The organism is Streptomyces sp. NPDC088554 (assembly GCF_044752945.1).
Taxonomy (GTDB): domain Bacteria; phylum Actinomycetota; class Actinomycetes; order Streptomycetales; family Streptomycetaceae; genus Streptomyces.
Map to the genome: position 1 here is coordinate 1 of NZ_JBIVMF010000058.1, position 12,410 is coordinate 12,410.

At 70.3% G+C, this 12,410-nt stretch carries 11 protein-coding genes and 1 pseudogene; 6 read left to right on the plus strand and 6 right to left on the minus strand.

Features of this window, described 5'->3' with window-relative positions; translation table 11 throughout:
* Positions 1–165: 165 nt before the first annotated feature.
* The 3 genes and pseudogenes from ACIP8W_RS31220 to ACIP8W_RS31230 form a co-directional block, all read right to left on the minus strand.
* Complete coding sequence (locus ACIP8W_RS31220; RefSeq protein ID WP_402205760.1) at positions 166–417, minus strand: hypothetical protein; 252 nt, start codon at positions 415–417, stop codon at positions 166–168.
* Positions 414–847: pseudogene (locus ACIP8W_RS31225) on the minus strand (RNA polymerase subunit sigma-70). The gene ACIP8W_RS31220 and the pseudogene ACIP8W_RS31225 overlap by 4 nt, the downstream one beginning before the upstream one ends.
* Before the next feature lie 80 nt (positions 848–927).
* Positions 928–1,509: a MarR family winged helix-turn-helix transcriptional regulator gene (locus ACIP8W_RS31230; protein ID WP_401956187.1), complete on the minus strand. Its 582-nt coding sequence runs from the start codon at positions 1,507–1,509 to the stop codon at positions 928–930.
* 204 nt (positions 1,510–1,713) lie between these two features.
* Here ACIP8W_RS31230 and ilvA point away from each other — a divergent pair, with 204 nt between their 5' ends.
* The 3 genes from ilvA (at position 1,714) to ACIP8W_RS31245 (ending at position 5,184) form a co-directional block, all read left to right on the plus strand.
* The gene (ilvA, locus tag ACIP8W_RS31235; RefSeq protein ID WP_401956188.1) at positions 1,714–2,967 is read left to right on the plus strand and encodes a threonine ammonia-lyase; all 1,254 of its coding nucleotides are present in this window, start codon (positions 1,714–1,716) and stop codon (positions 2,965–2,967) included.
* Between the two features lie 319 nt (positions 2,968–3,286).
* Positions 3,287–4,336 (plus strand): ATP-binding cassette domain-containing protein, encoded by a 1,050-nt coding sequence (locus tag ACIP8W_RS31240; protein WP_402205762.1) that lies wholly within the window; start codon positions 3,287–3,289, stop codon positions 4,334–4,336.
* The gene (locus tag ACIP8W_RS31245; RefSeq protein WP_401956190.1) at positions 4,333–5,184 is read left to right on the plus strand and encodes an ABC transporter permease; all 852 of its coding nucleotides are present in this window, start codon (positions 4,333–4,335) and stop codon (positions 5,182–5,184) included. Before ACIP8W_RS31240 ends, ACIP8W_RS31245 begins: the two co-directional genes overlap by 4 nt.
* Before the next feature lie 176 nt (positions 5,185–5,360).
* On the opposite strand, the gene greA is transcribed toward ACIP8W_RS31245, so the two are convergent.
* Both greA and ACIP8W_RS31255 read right to left on the minus strand, forming a co-directional pair.
* A complete protein-coding gene (gene greA, locus ACIP8W_RS31250; RefSeq protein ID WP_401956191.1) occupies positions 5,361–5,858 on the minus strand; it encodes a transcription elongation factor GreA in 498 nt (165 codons plus the stop codon).
* A gap of 286 nt (positions 5,859–6,144) precedes the next feature.
* Positions 6,145–6,546, minus strand: a complete 402-nt coding sequence (locus ACIP8W_RS31255) for a DUF4307 domain-containing protein (protein ID WP_401956192.1) — start codon at positions 6,544–6,546, stop codon at positions 6,145–6,147.
* A 98-nt stretch (positions 6,547–6,644) separates the two neighbouring features.
* Between ACIP8W_RS31255 and mca the strand changes: the two genes are divergently transcribed.
* Positions 6,645–7,526 (plus strand): mycothiol conjugate amidase Mca, encoded by an 882-nt coding sequence (gene mca / locus ACIP8W_RS31260; protein WP_401956193.1) that lies wholly within the window; start codon positions 6,645–6,647, stop codon positions 7,524–7,526.
* A 1-nt stretch (position 7,527) separates the two neighbouring features.
* Positions 7,528–7,740 carry a hypothetical protein gene (locus ACIP8W_RS31265; protein ID WP_401956194.1) on the plus strand — a complete coding sequence of 71 codons (213 nt, stop codon included), beginning with the start codon at positions 7,528–7,530 and terminating at the stop codon, positions 7,738–7,740.
* A 196-nt stretch (positions 7,741–7,936) separates the two neighbouring features.
* On the opposite strand, the gene ACIP8W_RS31270 is transcribed toward ACIP8W_RS31265, so the two are convergent.
* Positions 7,937–11,200, minus strand: coding sequence for a tetratricopeptide repeat protein (locus ACIP8W_RS31270; RefSeq protein ID WP_402205765.1), 3,264 nt, complete (start codon positions 11,198–11,200; stop codon positions 7,937–7,939).
* A 204-nt stretch (positions 11,201–11,404) separates the two neighbouring features.
* On the opposite strand from ACIP8W_RS31270, the gene ACIP8W_RS31275 reads away from it, so the two are divergent.
* Entirely contained in the window at positions 11,405–12,289 is an 885-nt protein-coding gene (locus ACIP8W_RS31275; protein ID WP_401956196.1) for a prohibitin family protein, read from the plus strand.
* Positions 12,290–12,410 lie beyond the last annotated feature (121 nt).

Consider the following 12,410-nt stretch of genomic DNA (forward strand, 5'->3'; position numbering starts at 1 on the left):
GCCAGTTCTACCGGGGCTCCGCTCCTCATGTCCGCCGAAACCGCACCTCAAGGCCCTCTGGACAACGCAGCCAGAGCCATAACTTCACGGCCTTGCGGCTAGTCCTGCCCGGTAGTCCTGTCCTGCAGTCCCGTTCGGTAGTCCTGTCCGGCCGGTTCCCGCCGGTCACCAGCCCTCCAGGGGCGGGGTCGTCAGCGTCGGCGGCGGGGACCATGGGTGTGTCGTCGACGCCCACACGGTGAACACGACCACCGCCACGACCAGCAGCGCCCAGAGGAACCGGTGGGCGACGCGGCGTCTGCGCAACAGCCGGCCGCCGCGCCGTGCCGCCCGGGGTACGAGGTCGGCGGGCACCTCGGGGCGGGCCAGCTCCAGCATCCGCCGCACCTCGGCCTCCTTGCGAGGCGTACTGTTCACGGACGCGTCCTCCGTAAGGAGGCTGTCGCCCGCGTGTACAGCGTGTGGACGAGATCCTCGGGGAGGCCGAGCGGGGAGGCGGTCTGCTCCTCGGGCAGCCCCTCGTACAGACGCAGCATCCGTACGACCCGCTCCCGGGCGCCGAGCCCGCCCAGGACGCCTGCCGACCGGCGCCCGACGCGCCAGGCATCCTCGGCGAAACCGAGGGTCAGCTCCCGGCGGGCGCGGTCGTACGGGTCCTCGTCGCGCAGCCGGTCCCATCCGGCGTACGTACGGGCCGGCGCGTCGACCAGCAGTCGCTGGGCGTGCGGGGCGGCGGCGCGGCCGTCAGCAGGGTCGCGGCATGCAGCGGCCGGCCGGCCGCGCCCGACGCGAACGCCTCGAACTCCTGGGTGCGACGGAGGTCCGTGACAGCCTGCCGCTCTCGCACGACCTCCATCCGAGACCTGGCGGGACCGGCGGATCAAGAGGGCGTCCGTATCCGCGGCCCCCCCATGCGTATCGGCGTCCTCAACCCCGCCCGGTCAGGGTCTCCTGGTCCGGATAGCCCGCGCCGCTCTCCGCGCTCTCCCCGGCCGTCAGTCCGGACGCGCGCGCCGAGAGCGCGGTGTTGAACCGGGTGAGCAGGGACGTGAAGTGCTCCCGCTCCTCCTCGGTCCAGCCGTCCGTGACCTGCGACATCAGCTCGCGCCTTGACGCGCGGACCTCTTCGAGTCTGGCCAGCCCGCGCGGCGACAGCTGCAGGACGACCGCGCGGCCGTCCTCCGGATGCGAGGTGCGCTTGACGAGGCCGGTGTCGACCAGGGGGGCGACCTGCCGGGTGACGGTCGAGGAGTCGATGCCCATCCCGGCGGCCAGGGCCTTGACGCCCATCGGGCCCTCCTGGTCGAGCCGGTTGAGCAGCAGATACGCGGCGCGGTCCATGGAGTTGCGGACCTGGCCGATACCGCCGAGCCGGGTCTGTTCGGCCCGTCGGGCGAAGACGGCCACCTGGTGTTGGAGGGTGTCGAGGAGACCGGCGTCGACCGAGGGTTCGGCGGGCCTCTCCCGGGAGGCCGACGCAGCGGAAGTCATGTCCTGAATGGGGGGCATGGCTGGGGGCTCTCTGGTGCGGGGGTCGGATGGTTGGGGGACAGAGTACGCGGCTGGCGGCCGTACCGTACGGGTGCTGTGAAAACCCGGTGGGCGACTTATGGACAGAGAGTGTGAGACCAGTGTGCGACCGGCCCGTCGGGTTCCGTGCGGCGGACCGGTCGCGCAGTGGCTGTCGGGCCGTCTGCTGCGAGACTGGAACTCATGACCTTCGGTACGTCTCGTTCCTCGCACCATTCCTCACACGCCCCACGGTCCCCGCTGACCCTCGACGACATCCGTGGCGCGCAGAAGATGCTCTCCGGTGTGGCACGGACGACCGCCATAGAAGGCAGCAGATACCTGACCCAACTGGTCGGAGCGCCGGTCCTGTTCAAATGCGAGAACCTTCAACGGACGGGTTCTTTCAAACTCCGTGGCGCGTACGTAAGGATCGCCGGTCTGTCCCCGGAGGAGCGCGCGGCGGGCGTCGTCGCGGCCAGCGCCGGGAACCACGCCCAGGGCGTCGCGCTCGCCTCCACCCTGCTCGGGGTGCGGTCCACCGTCTTCATGCCGGTCGGGGCGCCGCTGCCCAAGATCGCCGCGACCCGTGACTACGGGGCGGAGGTCCGGCTGTACGGGCAGGTCGTGGACGAGACCCTGACCGCCGCGCAGGAGTACGCGCGCGACACGGGCGCGGTCTTCATCCACCCCTTCGACCACCCGGACGTCATCGCCGGACAGGGCACGGTCGGCCTGGAGATCCTGGAACAGTGCCCGGAGGTACGGACGGTCGTCGTCGGGATCGGCGGCGGCGGCCTGGTGGCGGGCATCGCCCTCGCGGTGAAGTCGCTGCGTCCCGACGTCAAGGTCATCGGGGTGCAGGCGGCGGGCTCCGCCGCGTATCCGCCCTCGCTGCGGGCGGGCCATCCGGTGTCCATCGGCTCGCCGCAGACGATGGCGGACGGTATCCAGGTGGGCCGCCCCGGCGATATCCCGTTCCGGTTGGTGCGGGAACTGGTGGACGAGGTGCGTACGGTCTCCGAGGACGAGCTGTCCAGCGCGCTGCTGCTCTGTCTGGAGCGCGCGAAGCTCGTCGTCGAACCCGCCGGCGCCAGCCCGGTGGCCGCGCTGCTGAGCGACCCGGGCGCCTTCAGCGGCCCGGTGGTCGCCGTACTGTCCGGCGGGAACGTTGACCCGGTGCTGATGCAGCGCATCCTGCGCCACGGGATGGCGGCCGCGGGCCGCTATCTCAGCCTGCGGCTGCGGGTGACGGACCGCCCCGGCGCGCTCGCGACGATGCTCGGGGTGCTGTCGGTGGCCGACGCGAATGTGCTCGATGTGAGTCATGTACGGACGGATCCCCGGCTCGGGCTGACGGAGGCGGACGTGGAAGTGCACCTGGAGACGAAGGGTCCCGAGCACTGCGCGCAGGTCGCGGTGGCGCTGCGGGAGGCGGGCTACACGATCCTGGGCTGAGCCGAGCCGAGGTGTCCGGGGTTCTCGGGGGTCCGGGGGTTCCGAGGGAGCGTTACGGGGGTGCCCGTAAGGGTGGCCCGGGGGTGTTCATCAGGGGCGCTCGGGCGGGACCGAATGCGCTGGCGTACGCGTCTTGCGGGTCGCGATGTATCGCGTTACGTTTCGGGTCCGGCTCGTCACGCTCCGTGACGTACATCTCGTGCCGCTGTGCGCCTCGCGCGTCGCACGGTGCTCCGCGTCCCCACCAGGCGCGTACGGGCCGGGAAACCTAGGCTCTGCGTAAGCAGCGCATCGCACTCGCCATCCTTGGAGAGCACTCATGCCAGGCGCCATCTACGCTGAAGGCCTGGTGAAGACCTTCGGCGATGTAAGGGCTCTGGACGGCGTCGATCTCGACGTTCCGGAGGGCACTGTCCTCGGGCTCCTCGGGCCCAACGGAGCCGGGAAGACCACCGCCGTACTAGTCCTGACCACCCTGCTCCGGCCCGACAGTGGCAAAGCGGTCGTCGCGGGCATCGATGTCCTCAAGCACCCGAACGAGGTCCGTCGTTCCATCGGCCTGTCCGGCCAGTTCGCCGCCGTCGACGAGTATCTGACCGGCCGCGAGAACCTCCGTATGGTCGGCCAGCTCTATCAGCTGAAGTCCCAGGAGGCGAAGACCCGAGCGGACGAGCTGCTGGAGCGTTTCCATCTCGCCGACGCGGCGGACCGTACCGCCAAAACCTACTCCGGCGGTATGCGGAGACGGCTCGACCTCGCGGCCGCGCTCGTCGTCTCGCCGCCCGTGATGTTCATGGACGAGCCGACGACCGGCCTCGACCCGCGCAACAGACAGCAGCTCTGGGGGATCATCCAGGAGCTGGTGGCCGGGGGGACGACACTGCTGCTCACCACCCAGTATCTGGAGGAGGCCGACTACCTCGCCCATGACATCTGCGTCGTGGACCACGGCAAGGTCATCGCCCGTGGCACCGCCGACCAGCTCAAGGCGAGGACGGGCGGTGAGCGTGTCGAGGTCGTCGTCCACCTGCGCGATCAGATCGATCCGGCGCGTGCCGTGCTGACCATGTTCGGCAAGGGCAGCGAGGTGACGATCGACGACCACACCCGCAAGCTGACCGTTCCGGTCACCGGTGGCGCCAAACTGCTCGCCGAGATCATCAGGGAGCTGGACACCCAGGGTGTCGAGATCGACGACATCGGACTGCGCAGACCCACCCTCGACGATGTCTTCATCTCGCTGACCGGCCACGCGGCCGAGATCGCCGACCGCGACGCCGACTCCGGTGCTGGCTCGGGCGCTGATCGTGACGCCGATCAGGGCTCCGGTCCGGCCGGGGGCCATAGGTGGAAGGAGGCCGGCAAATGACCGCGACCACGCCCGTACCCAAGATCATCACGCCCAGGCCGCGCGGCGGGATCGTCCAGTCCGCCGTCGACTCGCTGGTCGTCGCCCGGCGCAATCTCATCCGGATGACCCGGATTCCCGAGGTCGTGCTCTTCGGGCTGATCCAGCCGATCATGTTCGTCGTGCTGTTCGCCTATGTCTTCGGCGGCTCGCTGCGCGTCGGCGGCAGTATCAGCGCCGACGTCTACCGCAACTTCCTGATGGCCGGCATCTTCGCGCAGACCGTCACTTTCGCCACGGCGGGCGCGGGAGCCGGGATCGCCGACGACATGCACAAGGGGCTCATCGACCGGTTCCGCTCCCTGCCCATGGCGCGCGGCGCGGTCCTCACCGGCCGCACGCTCGCCGACCTCGTCCAGACCGCGCTGACGGTCGTGGTCCTCGCGATCGTCGCCCTGCTGGTCGGCTGGCGCATTCATGAGGGCGTCCCCAAGGCGCTCGGCGCGTTCGCGCTGCTGCTCCTGCTGGGGTACGCGTTCTCCTGGATCGGCGCGCTGATCGGGCTGTCCGTCCGGACCCCGGAAGCCGCCACCTCGGGTGGGCTGATCTGGCTCTTCCCGGTGACCTTCGTGTCCAACGCCTTTGTGGATACCAGCGGGATGACCCCTTGGCTGAGGCATATAGCCGACTGGAACCCGTTCAGCGCCACTGTCCAGGCATGCCGCGTGCTGTTCGGCAACCCGGGGGCCTCGACATCGACCGCCTGGCCGATGGAGCACCCGGTGTGGGCCTCCGTCATCTGGTCGATCGTGATCATCGCGGTGTTCCGGACCCTGGCGGTACGGAAGTACCGCTCGGCGACGGCCTGAGGTGGACCCGTGTTGAACGACATGGCCGTGTTGAACGACATGGCCGTGTTGAACGACATGTCCTTGGCCGGCGGCATCATTTCGCGGCAATTCGGGGGCCGATGGAGGGGACGGCGAAAGGGCCGGGACCCCTGTGCGCGGGTGTCCCGGCCCTGCCGTGAAGGGAAGGAAGTCGCTCAGCCTCGGTACGGCGTGGCGTTGAGAATCCGCACCGTGGCCTTCTTGCCGTTCGGCAGTTCGTACTCCGCGTCGTCCCCGACCTTCTTGCCGTTCACACCGCCGCCCAGCGGGGACTGCGGCGAGTACGTCTCGATCTCCGAGCTGGCGTACTCGCGCGAGGCCAGCAGGAAGTCCAGGGTGTCGTCCGGGTCGCCGTCGAAGGCGATGGTCACGACCATGCCGGGCTCGACGATGCCGTCGTCCGCCGGGGCCTCGCCCACCTGCGCGTTCTCCAGGAGCTGGGTGAGCTGGCGGATACGCAGCTCCTGCTTGCCCTGCTCTTCCTTGGCCGCGTGGTAACCGCCGTTCTCCCGCAGGTCGCCCTCTTCACGGGCCGCCGCGATCTTCACAACGATCTCCGCGCGGGCGGGACCAGACAGGTACTCCAGCTCGGCCCTGAGCTGGTTGTACGCCTCCTGGGTGAGCCAGGTGACGTTTTCGCTGGTCTGGGTCACAGGTGCTCCTCGTAGGTACCGGGAATACAAAGCAACGCCCTACTCAGAAGGATGTGCCTTCCTGGGTGGGCGAAACCACGAGCCTAACAATTTCGTGGCGCGAGGGGGAGGATAAAAGCGATCGGAGCTGCGTCCGCGCAGGTCAGTGTGGAGAGTGACGGACATCCACGCGCGGCGGTCTCCCGAAAGACACCCGTGGGGCCCCGAGAGGCCCGCCGGGGCCAGGCCCTCAGGTACCCGGGTGCCTCCACGGCCCCGGGTCGCCGGGCCCCAGGCAGGCCCGCGCTCAGTCCGTCGTGCAGCCCACCAGTTCCGTACTGGTCGCGCTCTCCGTCGTACGGATCGTGACGACCGTGTCGATCCTGGTCTCGCCCGCCGGGAAGCGGACGTCCTTGCGGCCGACCTCGGCGGCGCTCTCCGCGAGGGAGCGCAGGGTGCAGCTGCCGGTGGCGTCGCGGTCCTTGCGGATCTCCAGATGCGCTTCGACCTCGGTGGCGGAAATCCGTTTGAATTTGATCAGCTCGCCGGAGACACCCCGGTCGACGACGTAGTGGTAGCCGTACCAGCCCAGGACGACCGCCAGTACGACGGTGAGCACCCGGGCCAGGACCTTGAGCCGCTGGTCCTTGCGCCGGTCCTCCGCGTCGCCGTAACGGCCGGGGGGGAGCTGCTCACGCACCACGGCCATGATCGGTTCCTCTCGGAGTCGGGCAGCCGGAATTTCCGCCCCCCGATATCCGTCACTATAGAAGCCGACCGAAGCGCCACATCACTGAGGATCGAGTCTTGACTGACCAGCTGCGTTTGATGGCCGTCCACGCCCACCCCGACGACGAGTCGAGTAAGGGCGCGGCCACCATGGCCAAGTACGTGTCCGAGGGGGTGGACGTGCTGGTCGTGACCTGCACCGGAGGCGAGCGCGGCTCCATCCTCAACCCCAAGCTCCAGGGTGACGCCTATATCGAGGCGAACATCCACGAGGTGCGCAAGAAGGAGATGGACGAGGCTCGCGAGATCCTCGGCATCCAGCAGGAGTGGCTCGGTTTCGTCGATTCCGGGCTGCCCGAGGGCGACCCGCTGCCGCCGCTGCCCGAGGGCTGCTTCGGGCTCGTGGACGTCGACGAGGCGGCGGGCCGGCTCGTCCGGTCGATCCGTTCGTTCCGGCCGCAGGTCATCACGACGTACGACGAGAACGGCGGGTATCCGCACCCGGACCACATCATGACCCACAAGATCTCGATGGTGGCGTTCGACGGTGCGATGGACAAGGAGGCATACCCGGAGGACGAGTTCGGGCCGGTCTGGCAGCCGGAGAAGCTCTACTACAACCAGGGCTTCAACCGGCCGCGTACGGTCGCGCTGCACGAGGCGCTGCTCGCACGCGGCATGGAGTCCCCGTACGGCGACTGGCTCAAGCGGTGGGACGAGGTCGAGCGCGACGAGCGCACGCTGACCACGTTCGTCCCGTGCGCCGACTTCTTCGGGATCCGCGACAAGGCGCTGATCGCGCACGCGACGCAGATCGACCCGGACGGCGGCTGGTTCCGTATCCCGATGGAGCTCCAGCGGGAGATCTGGCCGACGGAGGAGTACGAGCTGGCGAGGTCCCTCGTCGATACGTCCCTCCCCGAGAGCGACCTCTTCGCGGGCATCCGCGACAATGCCTGATATGTATGCGACTCAGGCAATGACGCACCTGGTTCCTCTCGCCCAGGAACTGGACGAGAACAAGGTGACACCCGGTGTGCTCGGGTTCATCGTGTTCGCGGTGATGGCGGGTGGCGTGTGGATCCTGATGAAGTCGATGAGCCGGCACATGGAGCGGGTCGACTTCGAGGAGGCGCCCGAGACGGCGAAGGCGGCGGGCACCCCCGGCGACTGAGGGCGTCCGTATGACCGGCCGTTCTCTCTCCTTGTCGGGCGGGCCGGTCGTACCGTCTGTCTGTCCGCTTTTCTGCCTGTGCCGCTCGCCCTGTCCGCGTGCCGCCGGGGTGACGCCTGTGCCGCTCGCCCTGTCCGCGTGCCGCCGGGGTGACGCCTGTGCCGCTCGCCCTGTCCGCCTGCCGCCGGGGTGATGCCTACGCCGTGACCTCCACGGGTACGCCCATGATCTCGCGCGCGTGCCGGTTCGGGACCATGCCCAGGGTCCACGCCTGCCAGCCGTCCTCCAGTCGCGCCCCGCGCCCCAGTACCACCGCGAAGGCGGCCACGGAGTCCGTCAGCTTGCTGTCGCGCGCCGTCCGGGGGGACGTGCTCGGCCCGGCCGATTCCGTCAGCTCGGCCAGCTCGGCCAGCTCCTGTTCGGCGACGGCGGAGCCGACCTCGCTGCCGCCCGCCGAGGCGTACGGCAGCAGGGTGCAGCGCAGGAAGCGGGACCAGTCGGCGCCGCGATGATCGTCGTACGAGACGAAGAGCGCGGTCGCTTCGTCGCACAGTCCCAGCGCCTGGCCGGGCTTGCTGTTGCCCGCGTCGATGATGGCCAGCTCCAGACAGGTCCACGCCTCGCCATGGGCGACACCGATCCGGCGGAAGTCGGCGCGGGCGTCCATCAGCAACTGACGGGCGAAGCCGGAATTGCGTAGATTGCCGGTCTGGGCGGCGCGCTGGTCGCGGGTGACCCGGCCCGAGTGGTGCCGGGCGCAGGCCAGCCCGTACACATCGCGCATCCGCGAGAACATCGTGCGGGCCCGCTCCAGCTCCCGTACCGCCTGGTCACGGTCGCCGTACTCCTCCAGCGCCTGCCCCAGGTAGTACAGCGTCCACGCCTCGCCGCGCGCGTCCTCGTTGTCGCGGTGGCGGGAGAGCGCCTCGCGCAGCTGGTCGACCGCCGCATCGGCCTCGCCCTCCACCAGCCGCGCGCGGGCGAGCTGGGTCAGCGCCCACGCCTCGCCCCGGCCGTCATGGGTCCTGGCGTACAGATCGAGCGCGGTGCGCAGCTCGACCTCGGCCCGCGCCACCTCACCGGTCCGCAGGAACAGCTGCCCCAGCTGGAAGTGCGCCCATGCCTCGCCGTGCACGGACTCGCTCTCGCGGTGCAGTACGAGCGAGTCCGTGAGCAGCGCGGATGCCTCGGCGAGCCGCCCCCGGTCGCGCTCGACGGCGGCCAGCGCGTGCAGCGTCCAGCCCCGGTCGCCCGCGAGGGACAGCGGTGACTGGAGCGCCAGCGCCTCTTGCAGCTTCGCCGACGCCTCCGTCAGATTGCCCTGGTGGTGCAGGGTGATGCCCAGCGAACACAGCGCGCGGGCCGCCCCCGCCTCGTGCTGCGCCTCCCGGTAGAGCCCGACTACCGAGGTCAGCGTCGTGCGCGCCTTGTCCAGCTCACCGAGCTGACGGGCCGCGATACCCGTACGCCACTGGACGGAACGCACCAGCAGCCCCTGGTCCACGGCCTGCGTCAGCTCGCTGATCTCGCCGAGCCGGTAGAGGTCGCCGCGCAGCAGGCAGTAGTCGCACAGCGCGCCCAGCAGATTCAGCACGGCCTGCTGGTCGACGCCCTCCGCGTGCCGCAGCGTGGCGGTGATGAAGCTCGACTCCTCGTCCAGCCAGCGCAGCGCCGCCTCCAGCGACGAGAAGCCGTGCGCGCCCGCCGCGCTCCTGAACAGATCGGCTCGGGTGGACGTCTTGCCGTCGACCAGCCGGATCACGGAGTCGGCCAGCTCGCCGTAGTTGTGGATCAGCCGCTCCATCGCGGCCGTACGCTCGTCGGCGGGCTCTTCCTCACGGAGCCGGGCGTGCACGAAGTTCCGTACGACATCGTGCAGCCGGTAGCGGTTGCCGCGTACATGATCGATCAGCCCGGCCCGCGTCAGCTCCGCCAGCAGCTTCCCCGCCTCCTGCTCGTCCGTCGCCAGCAGCGCCGCCGCCGCTGCCGCGCCCAGCGAGGCGCGCCCGGCCAGCGCGAGCCGCCGCAGCAGCCGCTTGGCCTGGTCGTTCTGGTCGGTGTAGCGCAGCCACAGGGCGCGCTCGACGGGCTCGACGGGACCGTACGCGGCGAGGTCGTCGGCCAACTGGAGCGGGGTGCGCGCGGGCAGCGAGGAGCCCGCGATCCGCAGCGCCAGCGGCAGCCCGCCGCACAGCTCGCGCACCCGGTCCCCGGACTGGAAGTCGTACGGACCCGCCGGGGCCCGCGCCGGCTCGCGCGACGCGATCCGCAGCAGCTCCTCCGCGCCCGCCCCGTCCAGCGCGGCCACCGGCAGCTGGTGCACCCACGCGGGGATGTCACCGGGCAGGTCGAGCCGGGCGCGCGCGGTCACCAGCACCAGGCTGTCCGACCGCTCGGGCAGCAGCGTCCGCACCTGCGCCGGGTCGGAGGCGTCGTCCAGCACGATCGTCACCGGGAGGCCGGTCAGATGCTGGTGGTACAGCTCGCTCAGCCGCCTGACCTGCTGCTCGGGAGAGGAACCCTCGCGGAACAGCAACTGCTCACGCGGCGCGCCGAGGCGGTTCAGCAGATGCAGCAGCGCGTCCCGTGTCGACAGCGGTGCCTCCAGCGTCCCGCCGCCGCGCAGATCGACCACACAGGCGCCCCGGAACTGGTCCTTGAGCTCGTGCGCCGTCCGTACGGCCAGCTCGGTGCGGCCGGAGCCGGGGTCCCCGTACAGCACGACGACCGTCGGTCTGGTCTGCGTCGAGGCGCGGGCCGCGTGCACCCACTGCGCGATCTGCGCCATCTCCACGCGCCGCCCGGCGAACGGCCCGTCGGGCTGCGGGAGATGACCGAACGACTGCTCCAGTACGGTACGCCGACGGGCCGCCGCGCTCCGGTCGCCACCGCGCAACTGCGGTACGACGGTGGGCTTCTTGGCGGTACGCCGCGTCGCGGACGCCAGGACCCGCTGCTGGTCCAGGAACGGGCGGATGCCCCGTACCTCCAGCGCCGTCAGCCACTGGAGCCTCAACTGTTCCGTACCGCCCGGCTGTCCGGCCGCGCCCGCTCTGCGGTGCGCGGCGGGCCAGTGCCCGGCGGTCACCTTCGCGACGGTCGTCGCCGCGCCCGCCACCGCGACCACGGCGCCCGCGCCCAGAGCGATCCCGGTGGCCGTCCCCAGCGCGACATCCGCCCCGATGGCGGCCACCGCCGCGACCGAGGTGACCAGCGCGGGTGTCGACAGCGCCTGCTTGCTGAACCGCCCCGACAGCGGCCGGCGCTCCGCCTCGTCCACGTCCAGCGCCGCCACATACGCGGCGTACTCCTCGGCGGCCCCCGCCGCCATCGTCTCCAGCGCACCCCGCCCGCGCGCCAGCAGCGCGTTGCCCTCGCTCCGCCCGCCGGAGCGCCGGACCTCCTCCTCCACTGCGCGTGCCAACAGCCGCTCGGCCTCGGCCCGGTGGCTTTCCCGCATGTCCGTCCCCCTCCGAGAGCATGAGTGAGTAGGGACATTGTCCTGCGTACGGGGCGGGAACGCGAGAGCCGACGTGCCGCGACCCGGGCGAGGGGCGGCCCGGTTCGGTGCGGTTGCTGGCCCAAATCTCTTACTGAATGCGGTACTTGGGCCATTACGTTACGCTCGGAGGTCTTTACCCGGATCACGTCCCGTGGGGGGAACATGTTCGTACTGTCGGTCCTGTGCGGGGTGGCCGCCGTCGTGCTGTACGTCGTCGGCCGGATCAGATCCGAGGCCAAGTGGCGCGGCGGGGCCGTGCTCGCGCTCGTCGGCGCGGTGCTGTCGGGGATCCTCAGTACGGTCCATGTGGTGAGCGCGTACGAGGTGGGGGTGCCGGTGGCGTTCGGGAAGGTCGGGTCGCCGTGGAACTCGGGGATGCATCTGAAGTCCCCGTTCACCTCGGTCACGACGTTCTCCACCCGCCCGGTCGACCTGAACCTCTCCGGCAAGGACGTCGTCGAGGTGCGCTCCTCGCAGGGCGGTGTGATGTACACGGAGATCACCGTCAAGTGGGCGGTGACCCCGGAGAAGGCCGTCGAGCTGTACCGGCTGGCGGGCACCGAGGACGCGATCCAGCAGCGGCTGGTGTTTCCCGACAGCCGGGAGATCGTCCGTAACGTCTTCGCCCGGTACACCAGCGAGGAGGGCTACACCTCCGCCCGCGAGCGGATCAACGCGGAGCTCGACCGGCTGATCAAGAAGCGCCTCGCCCCGCGCGGGATCGATGTCACCGTCGTCAACCTGCGCAACGTCAAGCCGTCCGACCAGCTCCAGGGCCAGATCGACAAGAAGATCCAGCAGGAACAGGCCACCGAACGCGCGACCGAGGCGGCCCGTACGGCGAAGGCGGAATCCGAACGGCGGCGGATCGAGGCCGAGGGCATCGCACGGGCGAACAGGATCCTGGAGCAGTCGCTCAGCGACAAGGTCCTGATGAACCAGTGCATCGACGCCTACCGCGAGGCCGCCAAGGCGAACCCGGTCTACACGGTCCCGTGCGGCGAGGGCAGCGGCACACCGGTGATCGTGGGCGGCCCCAAGTCCTGACCGCCCGGAACCGACCCACCAGGCCCCCGGGGGGTGCCTCTATGTCTTTCGTCAAGGCGCCCAGGTTGGGTTTGGGGTGGTTCGGGCCTGCTGGGGTTATGTGGCGAGCTTGACGTCCGTG